The sequence below is a fragment of the Clostridium sp. Ade.TY genome (assembly GCF_000498355.1).
Lineage (GTDB): Bacteria > Bacillota > Clostridia > Clostridiales > Clostridiaceae > Clostridium.
Window position 1 is genome coordinate 13,705 of record NZ_AVSV01000009.1, and the last position, 18,657, is coordinate 32,361.

Annotated in this window: 13 protein-coding genes and 1 riboswitch; of the genes, 10 read left to right on the forward strand and 3 right to left on the reverse strand. The window is 27.2% G+C overall.

Translation table 11 applies throughout. From position 1 onward, the window contains the following. Window positions 1-20: 20 nt before the first annotated feature. Genes O212_RS0103680 through O212_RS0103690 form a run of 3 tightly spaced genes read right to left on the reverse strand, consistent with a single transcriptional unit; the run spans window position 21 to window position 2,058 of the window. Window positions 21-521, reverse strand: coding sequence for a membrane protein (locus O212_RS0103680; protein ID WP_024613808.1), 501 nt, complete (start codon window positions 519-521; stop codon window positions 21-23). Window positions 522-543: 22 nt separating this feature from the next. Next, window positions 544-1,158: a J domain-containing protein gene (locus O212_RS0103685; RefSeq protein ID WP_024613809.1), complete on the reverse strand. Its 615-nt coding sequence runs from the start codon at window positions 1,156-1,158 to the stop codon at window positions 544-546. Further along, window positions 1,159-2,058 carry a DUF5685 family protein gene (locus O212_RS0103690; RefSeq protein WP_024613810.1) on the reverse strand — a complete coding sequence of 300 codons (900 nt, stop codon included), beginning with the start codon at window positions 2,056-2,058 and terminating at the stop codon, window positions 1,159-1,161. Between the two features lie 322 nt (window positions 2,059-2,380). On the opposite strand from O212_RS0103690, the gene O212_RS0103695 reads away from it, so the two are divergent. The 10 genes from O212_RS0103695 to purD all read left to right on the forward strand — a co-directional run bounded on the left by O212_RS0103695 (window position 2,381) and on the right by purD (window position 18,216). Then, window positions 2,381-4,441: an MMPL family transporter gene (locus O212_RS0103695; RefSeq protein ID WP_024613811.1), complete on the forward strand. Its 2,061-nt coding sequence runs from the start codon at window positions 2,381-2,383 to the stop codon at window positions 4,439-4,441. 27 nt (window positions 4,442-4,468) lie between these two features. Continuing rightward, window positions 4,469-7,078, forward strand: a complete 2,610-nt coding sequence (locus O212_RS0103700; protein WP_024613812.1) for a hypothetical protein — start codon at window positions 4,469-4,471, stop codon at window positions 7,076-7,078. A 295-nt stretch (window positions 7,079-7,373) separates the two neighbouring features. After that, on the forward strand, window positions 7,374-11,123 hold the full coding sequence (locus O212_RS0103705; protein ID WP_024613813.1) for a phosphoribosylformylglycinamidine synthase: 3,750 nt from the start codon (window positions 7,374-7,376) through the stop codon (window positions 11,121-11,123). Between the two features lie 16 nt (window positions 11,124-11,139). Then, entirely contained in the window at window positions 11,140-11,619 is a 480-nt protein-coding gene (gene purE / locus O212_RS0103710) for a 5-(carboxyamino)imidazole ribonucleotide mutase (protein WP_024613814.1), read from the forward strand. Next, window positions 11,619-12,326: a phosphoribosylaminoimidazolesuccinocarboxamide synthase gene (gene purC / locus O212_RS0103715; RefSeq protein ID WP_024613815.1), complete on the forward strand. Its 708-nt coding sequence runs from the start codon at window positions 11,619-11,621 to the stop codon at window positions 12,324-12,326. The genes purE and purC overlap by 1 nt, the downstream gene beginning before the upstream one ends. A gap of 28 nt (window positions 12,327-12,354) precedes the next feature. Further along, a complete protein-coding gene (gene purF / locus O212_RS0103720; protein WP_024613816.1) occupies window positions 12,355-13,794 on the forward strand; it encodes an amidophosphoribosyltransferase in 1,440 nt (479 codons plus the stop codon). Between the two features lie 10 nt (window positions 13,795-13,804). Next, on the forward strand, window positions 13,805-14,806 hold the full coding sequence (gene purM, locus O212_RS0103725) for a phosphoribosylformylglycinamidine cyclo-ligase (protein ID WP_024613817.1): 1,002 nt from the start codon (window positions 13,805-13,807) through the stop codon (window positions 14,804-14,806). After that, entirely contained in the window at window positions 14,794-15,408 is a 615-nt protein-coding gene (purN, locus tag O212_RS0103730; protein ID WP_024613818.1) for a phosphoribosylglycinamide formyltransferase, read from the forward strand. Before purM ends, purN begins: the two co-directional genes overlap by 13 nt. Window positions 15,409-15,421: 13 nt before the next feature. Beyond that, window positions 15,422-16,924 carry a bifunctional phosphoribosylaminoimidazolecarboxamide formyltransferase/IMP cyclohydrolase gene (purH, locus tag O212_RS0103735; protein ID WP_024613819.1) on the forward strand — a complete coding sequence of 501 codons (1,503 nt, stop codon included), beginning with the start codon at window positions 15,422-15,424 and terminating at the stop codon, window positions 16,922-16,924. A 44-nt stretch (window positions 16,925-16,968) separates the two neighbouring features. Further along, complete coding sequence (purD, locus tag O212_RS0103740) at window positions 16,969-18,216, forward strand: phosphoribosylamine--glycine ligase (protein WP_024613820.1); 1,248 nt, start codon at window positions 16,969-16,971, stop codon at window positions 18,214-18,216. A gap of 74 nt (window positions 18,217-18,290) precedes the next feature. Beyond that, window positions 18,291-18,373, forward strand: a riboswitch (cyclic di-GMP riboswitch). Window positions 18,374-18,657 lie beyond the last annotated feature (284 nt).

The window sequence follows — 18,657 nt, forward strand, 5'->3', positions numbered from 1 at the left end:
TAAGTAATAGTGCTTTACTTTTATTTATTATGAAATTTTGAAATATAAAATGTTATTATTAATGTTAAAGCATAATCAAATATAATAAATGCAATTTGAGCTAATATTATAAGTAACCATATAGGAAAATCTATATTTATAGGTGATACAAATTTTGTGAATAAAATATAACCTATAAAAAGCATTATATTTGAAAATACTAATTTTAATACTATTTCTAATGGCATATTTCTCAATTTTTCAATAAAGAATTTAACTAAACCATAAATTCCAAAATAAAGAATAAATGGTATCATTATATCTAAAGGAACTAAAAAGAATCCTATGATAGATGAAGCTAAATAAACTAATATGCCAATTTTCACATTACTTCTCATAATTGCTATAGGTACAAAACAAGATGAAATTGTAAGAATAGCAAAAGTATTTATTGGAATAAGTATACTTATAAATAATGTAACTATAGTTAAAGCAGTTAATATGCCACCTAATGCTAAATCTTTAGCTTTTAAATCTTTCATAATAATAAGCCTCCAAAATTTATTAACAGCAGCCTATAAGGTCACCACCAAAACATTCACAAAGACTATCTAAACACCAAAGGTTTAAACAACAGTTGCAAGCGTCTGCATTACCTGCGCCAGATGTTCTGTATGGATTTCCATAATTATTAGCTCTCATATTAATTTGGTTTAATGCCTGTCTATACTCAAAGTTGTTAGGATCCATATTTACTGCTGTTTGAAGATAATTAACAGCTGAGTCATACCAACCTTTTTGAAGGTGGCATACTCCCATTAAGAAGTTCCATTCTGCATTTCTATTAGAAATTGAATTTAACTTATTTTCAGCTAACGCTATATTTCTACCTTGTATAAGTCTTCTAATTTCTTGAAAAGCATTCATATCGCTACTATTTTGATTATTAGAAGATGAATTATTATAAGAATTATTTGTATTATAGTTTGATTTATTATTACCTTTAGTTAATATATCATAAGCTGCATTTATTTCTGTAAGCTTTTCTTGTGCCAAATCTTTAAGTGGATTATCACCATATTGATCAGGATGATATTGTTTTACAAGCTTTCTATATGCACTTTTTATTTCCTCTTGAGATGCCCCTTCTTTTAAGCCAAGTACTTCATAAGGATTCATTTAAATTTCACTACCTTTCTTTTTACACTTACATTTATTTATTGTATTTATGTATTTGTCCATCATACCTAAGTCGATTATATTTTCTAAAATTTCTCGGTTTTTATTAAGAGGAAGTTTAGATAAAATTTCTCTACAAGTATATGCTGTATTAAAAATACTAAATTCAATTCTTTGTTTAATTTCTTTAAAAAATTCATCATAAGTTAAGTCATCTTTATTATATAAAAAATCTATTGGATTAAATTTTTTATCCTTCATATCTTTTTCTAAATCATCTAAAGCATCCATTAAATAAATCCATTTACCTAAAGAATAACCAAATGTATAAAGTTTTTCTCTTAAGTTTAAAGAATCTCCTTTGAACTTATAAGGAAATTCTTTAAGAATGATTCCTACAATTTTACTAAAAGGATCACATATTTCATCTATTGAAGTAAAACTTTTATCATTTTCAAGTTTTGTAAGATGTTTTAAATTTTCTTCAATAGATAAGTTTATTTTTTTTATAGAAGATGGAAATTTTTTATGATAGGGTTTCATAAGAGTAAGAGATATTTTACTCTTTAATGAATTATCATCATAAACATCATCTAAAAATTTATAATAAACTAGAGCTACATTCATAGTAGCTGCATAATTTAATGCAGTATTATTTAATAAAATTGGCTTTTTCTTTGTAGGATGAGCCATGCATCTTTTAAGTTTTAAGTCTAATTTTTCATCCATTAATCCATCTAAAAGCAATGCTAAAAAAGTCATATCATAATTTAGTGAGATTCTAGGAATATTACCATAAAGATTTTTAATACCAAAGCAAACTCCACAATAATAACTTTTAAATTGATTATATTCTCTAATTTTTAATTCTGGTTTTAGAGGAGTTACATAACCGAACAATAAAAACTCTCCTTTAAAAAAATTTATATTAAATTTAATATTTCTATTGTTACAAATTAAATAAATAAATGCAACTTATTATAGAAAATTAAGTTTAATATTAAACGTTAAATTTTAAATTTATATGAAAATTTATATTATAAAGTTATTATACAATAAGTTTATTATTTAAAACAGTATTTATATAGGATAAAGAAAATAATAGAAAAATTAAAGGAGTTTTGAAATATTTGTAAATTTTTTAACAAAATATTTGATATTAATACATATAATGGTATAATGAAAGCAGAAATGACTAATGGTCATATAAGGGGGGAGAATATTGAATAAGTTTGGTAAGTGGATTTCTAATCACACAAAAACAGTACTAATAATAACAGCAGTATTAATAATTCCAGCTATTTTTGGTTTTATAAATACAAAAATTAATTATGATATTTTAAGTTACTTACCACAGAATCTAGATTCTACTAAAGGACAAAAAATACTTGATGATGTTTATTCAGATGCTGCAACTTCAATGCTTATAATTGATGGAATGCCAGATAAAGATGTAGTAAGTCTAAAAGAAAAAATTAAAGATATTAAAGGTGTAGAAAATGCTATTTGGATAGACGATGCACTTGATATATCAGTGCCTAAGGATATGTTGCCAAATGGGGTTAAAAAACAATTGTTTAATGGTGATTCAACTATGGTCGTTATAAAATATAATAATTCAGTTGCATCAGAAAGTACATTAAATGCAATTGAAAAGATAAAATCAATTACTAATAAACAGTGTTTTTTAAGTGGAATGTCAGCAATTCTTAAAGATACAAAAGATTTAGCAGATAAAGAGACACCATTTTATGTAATTTTAGCTGTAATTATTTCTTTGGTAGTATTATTAATTTCTATGGAGTCTACATTTGTACCTATAATATTTTTAGTATCAATAGGAATTGGAATATTATTTAATCTTGGTACAAATATAATATTTGGAGAAATTTCTTATATAACTAAAGCATTGGCTGCTGTACTTCAACTTGGAGTTACTATGGATTACTCAATATTTTTAATGCATAGGTATGAAGAAGAACTTACAAAATTTGAAGATAGGAAGCAGGCAATGGCTGAAGCAATTCAAACAACTATGCTTTCAATATCAGGATCATCATTAACAACAATTGCAGGATTTTTGGCATTATGTGCAATGGATTTAACTCTTGGAAGAGATATAGGACTTGTTATGGCTAAAGGAGTTGTAATTGGGGTTATTTGTTCAGTAACAGTATTACCAGCATTAATCCTTACTTTTGATAAAATAATTCATAAATATAAACATAGAACTATAATTCCTAATTTTGATAAGCTATCAAAAGTTGTTACAACTCATTATAAAGTCTTTATAGCAATATTTTTTGTATTATTAATTCCGGCTATATATGGTTCTGATCATGCTAAAGTTTACTATAATTTAGATGAAACTTTACCAAAAGATATGCCGTCTATAGTAGCAACAAATAAATTAAAAGATAAATTTAATATGATGACAACTCATTTTATTTTAATTAATGAAAACGTAAAACCTTATAAAGTAAAAGAAATAACACAGAAAATAGAAAATGTTAAAGGAATAACATCTGTAATATCTTATGATAAATTAATAGGTCCAGCAGTACCAGATGATTTTATTCCAAAGAATATAAGAGAAATATTTAAAAAAGGGGGTTATAACCTTATACTTGCAAATTCTGAATATAAGGCAGCGAAAGATGAGGAAAATAAGCAAATTGATGAAATTATAGGAATAGTTAAAAGTTATGATAGTGGAGCTTTAGTTGCAGGAGAAGGACCACTTACAAAAGATTTAATAACAACTTCTGATAGAGATTTTAAAATGGTATCTGTATATTCAATAATAGCCATATTTTTAATAATCTTAGTAGTATTTAAATCAATATCAATACCAATACTTTTAGTTTCAACTATAGAATTTGCAATTTTTATAAATATGGGAATTCCTTATTATACAGGAAATGAAATTCCTTTTGTAGCAAGTATAGTAATAGGAACAATACAACTTGGAGCTACAGTGGATTATGCTATTTTAATGACATCTAGGTTTAGGGAAGAACTTCGAAAAGGATATGAAAAACATGAGGCTATACTTATAGCTGTAAAAGGTTCTGCAAAATCAATTGTTACATCTGGACTTACTTTCTTTGGGGCAACAGGAGCAGTGGCAATGGTTTCAGATATGTCATTAATTAGAAGTCTTTGTTTTTTAATTTCTAGAGGAGCTTTAATTAGTATGGCGGTAATTCTTTTAATATTACCTTCATTGTTATTAGTTTCAGAAGGAATAATAAATAAAACATCATTAAAATGGCGTGGTTAAAAATTTATAAGTTAGGGGGAGAGATTTATGTATAAATCAATGTCTAAAAAGGTAATAGCATTAGCAATAATAGGTTCTATGGCAACAAGTACAATTGCAGGAGCAAGTGAAATAAATAAAGATGAGAGTGTATATGTAAATTTAGGTGCTGATGGAAAGGTAGAGAAAACAACAGTAACTAATTGGATACACACTGATGAGGGGAATTTAGATATAGAAGATAAAACAGAACTTAATAATATAGAAAATATAAAAGGTGATGATAAACCAGTTAAAGATGGAAATAAACTTAAGTGGAAAGTAGACAGCAGTGATCTTTATTATAGTGGAAATACAAATAAAGAAATTCCTCTTGATGTAAAAATAAATTATTTTATTAATGATGAAAAGGTTAAGGAAAGTGATATTGCAGGTAAATCAGGAAAAGTAAAGATAGAATTAGAACTTAAAAATAAATTATCAAAGAATGTAAATATTAATGGGAAAAGTAGAAAGATATATACACCATTAACAACTGCAACAGTAATAAAATTACCTGTAGATAAATTTAAAGATATAAAAGTAAATTCAGGAACAATTATATCCGAAGGAAATAATAATATTGTAACTTTTGCAGCATTTCCAGGCTTAAAGGAGAGTTTAAATTCAGATAATAAAGATTTAAATTTGAATCTTGAAGATAAATTAGTAATAGAAGGATATGTAGAAAATTTTGAATTAGATCCTATAATGATAACAATGACAACAAAGTTACCAGATTTAAATGAATTAAAAGAAGCTGATTCATTAGATGAAATAAAAGATTCCTTAAATAAATTAAATGATGCCTCAGATGAATTACTTAAAGGAACTGGTGCACTAAGTGAAGGGTTATTAACAGCTAAAAGAGAACTTGATAAAGGAAAGGAGCAATTAAATAATAATAATTTAAAAGAAGCACTTGGAATAATAAATTCAGACAAGCAAGTTTCAAAAGCTAATAAGTTAATTGATGATGCATATTTTGCTAAAAATATAAATACAGGAAAAACAAAGGAAGTATTATCTTTGGTTACAGATGAAAATGTAAATAAAATTAATACTTTAATTAAAGATGGACAAGGTGTGTTACAAAATCAAGAACTTTTAGAGTCTTCAATTAATACATTTAAAGGACTTTCAAAAGATGATAATTTTAATAAGCTTTTAAAAGATGTTATAAAGTTAAAAGATGGGTATGGAAATATAAATCCAGAAACTTTAAAGAAATTAAACAATATGACTAAACTTGTAAGTGGAGAAAATTTAAATAGAGGACAAAACTTAATAAATTCAGCAAGAAATGCTAAATCTTCAATTCAACCAATAGAAAAAGTAATTGATGGAGCAATAAATTCAACACCAGGAGCAAATTTAGATAAAAAGACAAATAATTTTCTAAGCTATATAAATTCAAAAATTAAAAACACTCAAAAAATATTAAGTAATGAAAATATGAGTAATATGAATAAAATGGCAACTGATATGAAAGCTTATGGTTCTAGTTACTTAATAATGAAATCTATGATTATTGGAGAGATGAATCAAAATAAATTATCATTAGATGATGCAAAAGCGAAAGTAAATAAATATATTGATGGTGTTTATGGAAGTCAAGGCGCACAATTAAAAGACTTAATAAATAGTTTAACAGAAAATGATTTAAGTAAGAATCAAATACAAATAGATGCTCAAAAAATAAATGGATATGGCGAAAGTATGAAAGGAATTATGGGCAGTATAAAAGAGTTAAAGGAATTAGAGCCTATATTAAATTCAATTAGTAATGTTTTATCAAATGAAAATTCAAGAGCAAACATATCTAACCTTTATGTAAATTATAAAGATAGTAATAATCAAAAAATAATAAAAGGAATTGGGGATAGTATTTTAAGTTTAAATTCAAATGATATAAAAGCTATAGAAGGATTAAAAACAAACTTAAATGAATTATCAGAAGATATAAAATTAAATAAAAATAATATAGAATCAATAAATAAAATGATAAATGGTATAAAAGAAGATAAAAATTTAATGGGAAGTATAAATAAGTTTTATAGTGATTTAGAATCTTCACAAAAAACAATAGAAAATATTAATTCAGTATTAAGTAATGGAATTGGTAATTTAAATATTAAGGAAGTTAAATATCTAGGTGAACAATTACTTAATATGCAACAAGATTTAAAAGATAGTGAAGATATTCTTAGAATAACTAGAACAGCTTTAGAGAAAGAAAATATACAAAGGGCAAGAGAGTTAATTAAAACTTTACCAGAGCTAGAGGATGGAGTAAACAAACTTTCTGATGGAAGTCAAAAATTAAATGATGGTATGAAAGAATTTAATGAAAAAGGAATAAAAACTTTAAGCAATAAAGGAGAAGAAGTTACAGAAAAGGTTGATGAAGTAATTAATGTTAAAGATGAGCTTGTAAAATTATCTAATGAATCTGATACTTTTTCAGGAAAAAATAATGAAATGAGTGGTAGTGTTAAATTTATTATGAAAACAAATGAAATAAAGGTTCCTGAAACAAAAGAAGTAAAAGAAGAGGTACAAGAAGAGGAAACAGGATTTATTGCTTGGATAAAGAAAATAATTAGAGATATTTTTTAGATACTGACATAATTAAAAGTAGATTTGTTAATAATAAAAATAGCCTTCTAAATATTGAGGGTTACGTAGGTTTAAACTTGCTGGTGATATCACCAGCTTTTTTTTATTTCAAATAAAAAATAATAAAAATACGAAATATATTCTTTATAAATAAAAATATTATTCGTTATATAATACGAATAATAAAATAAAAAAATAGATTAATGTTGACTTTTTAAAAAGTCAGTGATATTCTGAATTTACAAAAAGCGGTATTTTAAAAAGTAAATTAATAAAGTATGGTGGAGGGGAAAAAATGGGTAATAATAAAATTATATTTGTTGAGAAAAAAGATGGATTTGATGTAGAGGCAAAGATACTTTTAAAAGATTTTAAAGAAAATTTAGGAATAGACAATTTAATTAAAGTAAGAGTGTTAAATAAATATGTAATAGGAAATTTAGAAGAAACTTATTATAATGAGGCACTAAATACTATCTTTAGAGAGCCACCGGTTGATAACTTGTATGAAGGTACTTTTGATTTAAGAGAAGATGAGATTGCATTTTGTGTAGAATATTTACCAGGGCAATATGACCAACGTGCAGACTCTGCAAAAGAATGTATAATGCTATTAACAGCAAATAATAATTCAGAAGTAAAATCTTCAAAAGTTATTGTTTTAAAAGGAAATATTTTAAAAAATGAAATTGATAAAATAAAAAAATATTATATAAACCCAGTAGATTCAAGAGAAGTTTCCATATATTCAAATGAATTGATAAATAAAGTAAACATACCTAATGATATTGAAATATTGAATAATTTTATAAATAAAGAAAATGATGAATTAAAAATCTTTCATAAAGATCAAGGACTTGCAATGAGCCTTGAAGATTTAATTATGATTAGAGATTATTTTAAGAAAGAAAATAGAAATCCTAGTATTACTGAAATCAAAGTAATAGACACCTATTGGTCTGATCATTGCAGACATACTACCTTTGAGACATCTATCAAAAAAATCCAAATAGAAGAAAGTAAATATACAAATCCAATAAAAACATCATATGAAGATTACATAAAATCAAGAGAATTTGTGTATGGAAAAGATACAAATAGAAAAATAAGCCTTATGGATATAGCAACATTATCAATGAAGGAACTTAAGCTTAAAGGATTACTTGATGATTTAGACTTATCAGATGAAATAAATGCTTGTTCAATAAAAGTAAATGTTGAAACAGATGAAGGAATAGAAGAGTATCTTTTAATGTTTAAAAATGAAACACATAATCATCCAACAGAAATAGAACCTTTTGGAGGAGCAGCTACTTGTCTTGGAGGAGCTATAAGAGATCCTCTTTCAGGAAGAACATATGTATATCAGGCAATGAGAGTTACAGGATCTGCAGATCCAACTGTAAGTATAGAAAAAACTTTAAAGGGTAAACTTCCACAACGAACTATAACTATTGGAGCTGCAAGTGGATATAGTTCTTATGGAAATCAAATAGGACTTGCAACGGGACAAGTTGATGAGGTATATCATCCAAATTATGTTGCAAAGAGAATGGAAATTGGAGCAGTAATTGCAGCAGCACCTAAAGAAAATGTTGTTAGAGAAGAACCAGGTATTGGTGATGTAATAATACTTCTTGGAGGAAAAACTGGAAGAGATGGAATAGGCGGAGCAACAGGATCATCAAAAGAGCATACTGAAAATTCAATAGAAAAATCAGGTGCTGAAGTTCAAAAAGGAAATCCGGTAATAGAAAGAAAAATACAAAGATTATTTAGGCATAAAGAAGTTTCTAAAATAATTAAAAGATGTAATGATTTTGGAGCTGGTGGAGTTTCAGTAGCAATTGGTGAACTTTGTAGAGGAATTAATATAGATTTAGATAAAATAACAAAAAAATATGAAGGATTAGATGGAACTGAAATTGCTATATCGGAGTCACAAGAAAGAATGGCTGTTGTAGTAAAGAGAGAAAATGCTAAAAAGTTTATAGAACTTTCAGAAAAAGAAAATTTAGAAGCAAAGGTTGTTGCAGAAGTTACAGATGATGAAAGACTTAAAATGACTTGGAATGGAAAAGTAATAGTTGATATAAAAAGAAGTTTTTTAGATACAAATGGTAAAACTCAAGAAGCTAATATAAAGATTAAAGAGATAAATGAATATCCATATTGTGTAGGTAATGTAGATGTAAAAGAAAAGTGGATTGAGGTATTAAAAAACTTAAATGTATGTAGTAAGAAGGGACTTATAGAAAGGTTTGATTCTACAATTGGGGGAAATACAGTACTTATGCCTCTTGGAGGTAAATATCAAATTACTCCAGCAGAAGGAATGGTAGCGAAAATTCCTGTGTTAAATAGAGACAGTAAAGATGCATCAATCATGACTTATGGATTTAATCCTTATCTTGGAATTTGGAGTCCATTTCATATGGCATATTATTCTGTAATAGAGTCAGTTACAAAAATTGCAGCAATAGGTGGAGATTACAAAAAGATAAGATTAACACTACAAGAGTATTTTGAAAAATTAGGAAGAGATGAAGAGCGATGGGGTAAGCCATTTAGTGCATTACTTGGAGCATTTAGAGTACAAAAGGATTTGGAAATTCCAGCAATAGGTGGAAAGGATTCTATGTCAGGAAGTTTTAATGAAATAGATGTTCCACCAAGTCTTGTTTCATTTGCAGTAACAGTTGAAAAAGCAGAAAATGTTATATCACCAGAATTTAAAGAGAAAAATTCAACAATTATATTGTTAAAATCTAAAAAGTTAGAAGATGGAACATTGAATATAAATATATTTAAAAATAATTTAAATAAGTTACATGAGTTAATATGTGACAAAAAAGTAATTTCAGCATATTCACTTAAATTTGGTGGTATTGCTGAAGGAATTACAAAGATGGTTTTAGGAAATAGAATTGGAGCAGAGTTTAATAATATTTCCAAGGATGAATTATTTGGATTTAATTATGGAAGTTTAATTTTAGAAGTTAAAAAAGATGTAAATATAGAAAAAGATTTTGAAGGAACAAATTACAAGGTAATAGGTAAAACATTAGATAGTAATTATGTTAGATGTAATGAGTATGACGTAGAGTTTAAATTAGATTATTTAGAAGAAGTATATGAAGAAAAATTAGAAAATGTATTTAAATCAAAAATAGATAGTAAAAATATGAGTACAAAAATAGAAGAAAAGAATAATTTCAAACAAAAATCATCAAAATTTAAAGTGGAAAATCCTAAAGTTGTAATACCAGTGTTCCCAGGAACAAACTGTGAGTATGATTGTAGAAAAGCCTTCGAAAAGGAAGGAGCAATAGTTACTGAAGTACTTATAAGAAATTTAAATAGAGATACATTATTAGAATCTATTGATAAATTAAAAGAAGAAATTGATAAATCTCAAATAATAATGATACCAGGGGGATTCTCTGCAGGAGATGAACCAGATGGTTCTGCTAAGTTTATAGCAACGATATTTAGAAATAAAAAAATAAAAGATAGTGTTATGAACTTTTTAAATAATAGAGATGGATTAATTCTAGGGATTTGTAATGGCTTCCAAGCACTTATAAAATTAGGATTACTTCCTTATGGAGAGATAAGAGATACAGATGAAGATTCAGCAACATTAACTTATAACGATATAAATAGACATATGTCAACTATGGTAAATACAAAAATAATTTCAAATAAATCACCTTGGCTTAGTGAAGTAGAAGTTTTAGATATTCATAAAATTCCAATATCACATGGTGAAGGAAAATTTGTAGCAAGTGAAAGTATTATAAAAGAACTTATAGAAAATGGGCAAATTGCAACTCAATATGTTGATTTAAATGGAGAAGCTACAATGGACATGCCATATAATCCAAATGGGTCATCTTTTGCAATTGAAGGAATAACAAGCAAAGATGGAAGAATATTTGGAAAGATGGGGCATTCAGAAAGAATTGGAGAAAATCTTTATAAAAATATATTAGGAAACTTTGATCAAAAAATATTTAAGGCAGGAGTAAATTATTTTAAATAAAAGAGGTGTTTTGTAAATGAAAGTAGCTATATTTTTTGGAAGTAAATCTGATACAGAGGTTATGAGAGGAGCAGCCAATGCTTTAAAAGAATTTAATGTTGAGTATGAAGCATTTATTTTATCAGCTCATAGAGTACCAGAAAAGTTAGTGGAAACATTAAAGGAGATAGAAGATAAAGGATGCGAAATAATTATTGCAGGAGCAGGTCTTGCAGCTCACCTTCCAGGTGTTATTGCAAGCCATACAACAATTCCTGTAATAGGAGTTCCGGTTAAAGCAGCACTTGATGGAATGGATGCATTGCTATCAATAGTTCAAATGCCAAAAGGAATACCAGTTGCAACTGTTGGTATAAATAACAGTTATAATGCAGGGATGCTTGCAGTGCAAATGCTTTCACTTAAATATCCTAATATAAAAGAGGATTTAATTGATTTTAGAAAGAGAATGAAAAAAAGATTTATAGAAGAAAATTCAAAGGGAGTGGATTTATAATGAAAAAATTAGAAATGATGTACGAAGGAAAGGCAAAACAAATATTTAAAAGCAATAATGAAAATGAAGTTATAGTTCATTACAAAGATGATGCAACAGCTTTCAATGGAGAGAAAAAAGCTCAAATAGATAACAAGGGTATTTTAAATAATTCAATAACATCAACAATTTTTCAAATGTTAAATGAAGCTGGAATAAAGACTCATTTTATAAAAAAGTTAAATGATAGAGATCAGCTTTGTAAAAAAGTTTCAATAGTTCCACTTGAAGTAATAGTTAGAAATGTAGCAGCTGGAAGTATGGCAAAGAGATTAGGATTAGAGGAAGGATTTAAGCTTAAAACTACAGTTTTTGAATTATCATATAAAGATGATTCATTAGGAGATCCACTTATAAATGATTATCATGCTGTAGCAATTGGAGCAACAACTTTTGAAGAACTTAATAAAATCTATGATATGACAGATAAGATAAATAATTTATTAAAAGAATTTTTTGAGAAACAAAATATAAATTTAATAGATTTTAAAATAGAATTTGGAAGAGATGAAAACGGAGAAATATTGCTTGCTGATGAGATTTCTCCAGATACATGTAGATTTTGGGATGCAACAACAGGAGAAAAATTAGATAAAGACAGATTTAGAAGAGATTTAGGCAATGTAGAGGAAGCTTACAAAGAAATATTAAATAGAATTAAAGGGTAATTTTTAAAAAAGAGAGGTAGTATTTTTTATGATTAATTCTAGAGAAGAATATATTATAGATCCTCAAAATGATAAATTTAAAGATGAGTGTGGTGTTTTTGGGGTTTATTCAAAAGAGGGAATAGATGTTTCAGAATTAACTTATTATGGACTGTATGCACTTCAGCATAGAGGGCAAGAAAGTACGGGAATTGCAGTAGCCAATGGAGAAGAGATAGTAGCTCATAAAGGTCTTGGAATAATAACAGATGCTTTTAAAAATGAAGATATAGAATATTTAAGAAAGAAAAAAGGGAATATAGCAATAGGTCATGTTAGATATTCAACTGCAGGAGCTAAAACAATTGAAAATTCACAACCACTTTTAAGTAGTACAAAGTTAGGTCAAATAGCAACAGCTCATAATGGAAATATAGTTAATGCTGATGTTATAAGAGAACTTTTAGAAGATGGTGGACATGTATTTCATACTTCTGTAGATTCTGAAGTTATTAAAAGTCTTATAGCAAGAGGAGCAAAAAGAGGTATAGAAAAGGCAGTAATAAATGCTATATCTGCAGTTAGAGGTTCTTTTGCCATGGTTATTATGACGAAAGATAAGCTTATAGGAGTTAGAGATCCAAATGGAATTAGACCTTTATGCCTTGGCAAATATGAAGGAAACTATATATTATCTTCAGAAAGTTGTGCATTAGATTCAGTTGGAGCAGAGTTTATAAGAGATATAAAGCCTGGTGAAATAATAATAATAGATGATAGTGGAATTAAAAGTTATAGATATTCAGAAAATACTGTATGTCAAACTTGTTCATTTGAGTATATATATTTTGCAAGACCAGATTCTATAATGGATGGACTTGATGTTCATAGTTGCAGAGTTAAACAAGGAGAAGCACTTTATAAGGAACATCCATTAGAGGCTGATATTGTTATTGCAGTACCTGATTCTGGAATACCAGCAGCTATGGGATATGCAAAAGCTTCTAATATACCTTATGATATTGGATTTGTTAAAAATAGATATATAGGAAGAACCTTTATAACTCCTTCACAAGAAATGAGAGAAAGAGCTGTAGCCGTAAAGCTTAATCCTTTAAAAGTAAATGTTAATGAAAAAAAAGTTGTTCTTATAGATGATTCTATAGTTAGAGGAACAACATCAAAACATTTAATTGAATCATTAAGAAGGGCTGGGGCTAAAGAGGTATACTTTTTAGTTGCTTCGCCAGTAGTTAAATATCCTTGTTATTTTGGGATAGATACTCCATATAGAAGTGAACTTATAGGAGCAAATAAATCTTTAGAAGAAATAAAAGATGATATTGGTTCAGATTATTTAGGATATTTAAGCTTAGATGGAATGTATGATAGTTTTGATGGAAGAAAAAACTTTTGTGTTGGATGTTTTAATGGAATTTATCCAGTATCAGCACCGATGGAATCTGTAGATGATAATCTTGAAAGGTAGGGTTTAAATTATGATAACTTACAAAGAAAGTGGAGTAAATATTGAAGAAGGATACAAATCAGTTAAGCTTATAAAAGAATATGCAAATAAAACTAAGGGAAATTTAGTTTTAAATGGATTAGGATCATTTGCTGGTATGATTGAACTTCCGGAAGGATATAAAAATCCTGTTTTAGTATCAGGAACAGATGGAGTTGGAACTAAACTAGATATAGCATTTAAAACTAAAAAGTATGACACTGTTGGAATTGATTGTGTAGCTATGTGTGTAAATGATATTTTATGTCATGGAGCAAAACCATTATTTTTCTTAGATTATATTGCGTGTGGAAAATTGGATTCTAAAATTTCAGCTGATTTAGTAAAGGGGGTTGCAGATGGGTGTATTTTATCTGATGCTTCTTTAATTGGTGGAGAAACTGCTGAGATGCCAGGATTTTATAGAGAAGGGGAATATGATATAGCAGGATTTACTGTTGGCATTGTAGATAAAGATAAAATAATAAATGGTAAAAATATAAAGCCTGGAGATAAGCTTATTGGAATTACATCATCAGGAATACACTCTAATGGATATTCATTAGTTAGAAGATTATTTGATGATTTAGATGAAAATTTTGATGGACAACCTGTGTGGAAAACATTACTTAGTCCAACAAAAATATATGTAAAACCAATACTTTCTCTTCTTGAAAGATATGAAATAAAAGGTATGTCACATATAACAGGTGGTGGATTTATTGAAAATATTCCTAGAATGTTTAACGGAAGAGAATTAACTGCTGTTATAAAAACTAATAGTTATCCATTACCTAAAATATTTGAAGAAATAATTATTCGTGGAGTAGAAAAGGAACATATGTATAATACATTTAATATGGGTATAGGTTTTGTACTTTGTGTTGATAAAGATGATACAGAAGATATTTTAAGAGATTTATTGGAAATGGGTGAAGTCGCTTATGAAATAGGAAGTATAACTTCTGGAGGTGAAGGGATTTGTTTAAAATAGCAATACTTGCATCAGGAAGTGGAAGTAATCTTCAATCCATAATAGATAATGTAGAAAATGGATTTTTAAATTGTAAGATAGAAATGGTAATAGGAAGTCGTGAAGGTATATATGCAATAGAAAGAGCAAAAAGACATAATATAGATACATTTATTGTATCTAAAAAAGATTATGGAGATGCAATTTCTTATAAAATATTAGAATTAGTTAAAAAAAGAGAAATAGATTTAATAGTTCTTGCAGGATATATTTCTATTTTAGAAGGAAGTTTATTAGAAGAATACAAAGATAAAATAATAAACATACATCCATCATTAATTCCTTCATTTTGTGGTGAAGGAATGTATGGATTAAATGTTCATAAAGCTGTTATAGAAAGTGGAGTTAAAGTATCAGGCTGTACAATTCATTTTGTAAATAATGAAGTAGATGGGGGATCAATAATTCTTCAAGAAGCAGTTAAAGTTTATTTTAGTGACACTCCAGAAAATCTTCAAAAGAGAGTTTTGAAAAAGGAACATAAATTACTTCCTTTGGCAATTAAATATATAAGCGAAGGTAAAGTAAAAATTAAAGATGGAAGAGTAAATATTTTAAAGTAGGAGGTATCATTTAATGAAAAAGAGAGCTTTAATTAGTGTATTTGATAAAGATGGAATATTAGAATTTGCAAATTTTTTAAGCAATAGAAATATTGAAATAATATCAACCGGTGGAACATATAGGCATTTAAAGGATAATGGAATTCCGGTAATAGAAGTTAATGAAGTTACTGATTTTCCAGAAATGCTAGATGGAAGAGTTAAAACTCTTCATCCTCTTATACATGCAGGCATATTAGCAGTTAGAGAAAATAAAGAACATATGAATATATTAAATAAAAGAGAAATAAACACAATAGATTATGTTGTTGTAAATTTGTATCCATTTTTTGAAAAAGTTCGTGAAAACTTAGAATTTGATGAAAAAATAGAATTTATTGATATTGGTGGACCTACAATGCTTAGAGCTGCTGCTAAAAATTTTAAAGATGTAGTAGTTATATCAGATAAAAAAGATTATAAAAATGTAATGGATGAAATAGAAAAAAATAATGATGTTTCATATAGTCTTAGAAAAAATTTAGCAGGTAAAGTTTTTAATTTAATGAGTGCTTATGATGCGGCAATTTCAAATTTTTTATTGGATGATATAGAATATCCTGACTATCTTTCAGTTTCATTTAGAAAAAAACAAGAGTTAAGATATGGAGAAAATTCTCATCAAAGTGCAGCTTTTTATGAATCAACAATGATAGATGGTGCGATGAATACATTTGATGTTTTAAATGGAAAAGAACTTTCATATAACAATTTTAAAGACGTAGATATAGCTTGGAAATGTGCTAATGAATTTGAAGAACCATCATGTTGTGCATTAAAGCATAACACACCATGTGGAGTTGCAATTGGAAATGATAGTTATGAAGCTTATATGAAAGCTTATGAAGTTGATCCTACATCAATATTTGGTGGAGTAGTTGCTTTTAATAAAAAAGTTGATAAAAGAACAGCAAAAGAGATGTTTAAAATTTTCTTAGAAGTTATTGCTGCGCCAGAATATGATGAAGATGCTTTGGAAGTATTAAAACAAAAGAAAAATTTAAGAGTTCTTAAATTTAAAAATCTTCCAAAAGATGATAAGTATATGGTTACAGTTGATGGTGGAATATTAGTTCAAGAAGAAGATAGAAAACTTTTTGATGAACTTAAAGTTGTAACAAATGTTAAGCCAACTTCAGAAGAAATTAAAGATTTAATTTTTGGAATGAAAGTTGTAAAATATGTTAAATCAAATGCTATTGTAGTAGCACATGATGGAGTAGCGTTAGGAATTGGTGGTGGACAAGTTAATAGAATTTGGCCAACAGAGGATGCGTTAAAAAGAGGAAAAGGGGCTACAATTTTAGCATCAGATGCATTTTTCCCATTTAGAGATGTTGTAGATAATGCAGCAAAGAATGGGATAAAGGCAATAATACAACCAGGAGGTTCTTTAAGAGATCAAGAATCTATAGATGCTTGTAATGAGCATGGTATATCAATGGTGTTTACAGGCTTTAGACATTTTAAACATTAATTAAAACTTTTTTAGAATATGAAGTAAAAGGGGTTTTTAAAGATATGAATATACTTTTAATAGGTTCAGGTGGAAGAGAACATGCAATAGCATGGAAAATAGCTAAAAATAAAAGAGTTGAGAAAATATATGTAGCACCAGGTAATGGAGGAACTGCAGTTGAATCTAAGTGTGAAAATATAAATATAACAGATATAGAAGAATTAATAAAATTTTCAAAAGAAAATAATATAGATTTAACGATAGTTGGTCCTGAAGAGCCACTTATAAATGGAATAGTAGATAGGTTTAAAGAGGAAGGTCTTAAAATTTTTGGTCCTGACAGAGCAGGTTCAATGCTTGAAGGAAGCAAGGCTTATTCAAAAGATTTTATGAAAAAATATGGTGTAAAAACAGCAGAATATAATGTGTTTTATAAAGTAGATGAAGCAAAAGAATATTTAAATAATTGCAAATATCCAGTAGTAATTAAAGCAGATGGAATTGCTGCAGGAAAAGGTGTTGTTATATGTGAAAATAGAGAAAATGCAATAAAATCTATTGAAGATTTTATGATATTAGATGTTTTTAATGGTGCTGGTAAAAAGGTAGTAATAGAAGAATTTTTAGAAGGAGTTGAAGCATCAATTCTTTCAATAACTGATGGTAAAATTATAGTTCCATTTATATCAGCAAAAGATCATAAACAAATATACGAGGAAGATAGAGGTCCAAATACTGGTGGAATGGGAGTAGTTTGTCCGAATCCATACGTTACAGATAAGGTATTAAAAGATTTTAAAGAAAATATTATGGATAAAACATTAGATGGAATAAGAGAAGAAGGTTTTAATTTTAAGGGAATAATATTTTTTGGAATAATGATAACTAATGATGGTGTAAAACTTTTAGAATATAACGTAAGAATGGGAGATCCAGAAACACAATCAATTTTAGCGCTTATGAAAAGTGATTTTTTAGATATAATTGAGTTAGCTATGGATGAAAAATTAGAAAATTTAAATATAGAATTTTCAGATGAAACCTGTATAAATGTAGTTATGGCATCAGAAGGATATCCTTTAGAATATGAAGTTGGATATAATATAAATATCGGAAATATTAATGATAAAGTATTTATTGCAGGTGCAAAGTTTGAAGATAATAAGTTAGTTACAAGCGGAGGGAGAGTATTGTCAGTTTTAGGGAGAGGCAATAATATTGAAGAAGCAAGATACAAAGCTTATAAAAATGTAGAAAATGTACTTTTTGAAGGAGCTTATTTTAGAACTGATATTGGAATAATAAAATAAAATTTTATAAGATATGTAAATTAATAAAATAAGCGGTTGAAAAAATTTCAAAAATATAGTATTATTTAAGTATAAAATTAAATAGGCAAACTTAAGGAAACTTAAGGACGCAAAGCTATAGGGACTAAGGTTTTAACTATGTCAGCCAGTTGCCAAAGAGTAAGCATACTTTTTGTTTGAAGTTAAAAAATATATGTAAATACACAGTATATTTATATTAATTTGATTTTTAGCTACTCTTTTTTGAGTAGCTTTTTTTTATAATTTTTTAAACATGCCCAACAATTTAAATATTTATATATAACTAATAAAAGCGATGGATATTATTAAGTTAAGTCTATCGCTTTTATTAATATATTCTTTAATAAATTAATAATAAAAAAATATATACTTGATAAATATACTCTTTAGTATGAAAATAGATTATATTAGGTTTTTTTA

What these genes read in the sequence shown, in the direction of transcription:
- purE (WP_024613814.1), top strand. Translation starts at nt 11,140, where the DNA reads ATGAAAGTAGCTATATTTTTTGGAAGTAAATCTGATACAGAGGTTATG.
- O212_RS0103705 (WP_024613813.1), top strand. Translation starts at nt 7,374, where the DNA reads ATGGGTAATAATAAAATTATATTTGTTGAGAAAAAAGATGGATTTGAT.
- O212_RS0103685 (WP_024613809.1), bottom strand. Translation starts at nt 1,158, where the DNA reads ATGAATCCTTATGAAGTACTTGGCTTAAAAGAAGGGGCATCTCAAGAG.
- purH (WP_024613819.1), top strand. Translation starts at nt 15,422, where the DNA reads ATGAAAAAGAGAGCTTTAATTAGTGTATTTGATAAAGATGGAATATTA.
- purF (WP_024613816.1), top strand. Translation starts at nt 12,355, where the DNA reads ATGATTAATTCTAGAGAAGAATATATTATAGATCCTCAAAATGATAAA.
- O212_RS0103700 (WP_024613812.1), top strand. Translation starts at nt 4,469, where the DNA reads ATGTATAAATCAATGTCTAAAAAGGTAATAGCATTAGCAATAATAGGT.
- purD (WP_024613820.1), top strand. Translation starts at nt 16,969, where the DNA reads ATGAATATACTTTTAATAGGTTCAGGTGGAAGAGAACATGCAATAGCA.
- purM (WP_024613817.1), top strand. Translation starts at nt 13,805, where the DNA reads ATGATAACTTACAAAGAAAGTGGAGTAAATATTGAAGAAGGATACAAA.
- purC (WP_024613815.1), top strand. Translation starts at nt 11,619, where the DNA reads ATGAAAAAATTAGAAATGATGTACGAAGGAAAGGCAAAACAAATATTT.
- O212_RS0103680 (WP_024613808.1), bottom strand. Translation starts at nt 521, where the DNA reads ATGAAAGATTTAAAAGCTAAAGATTTAGCATTAGGTGGCATATTAACT.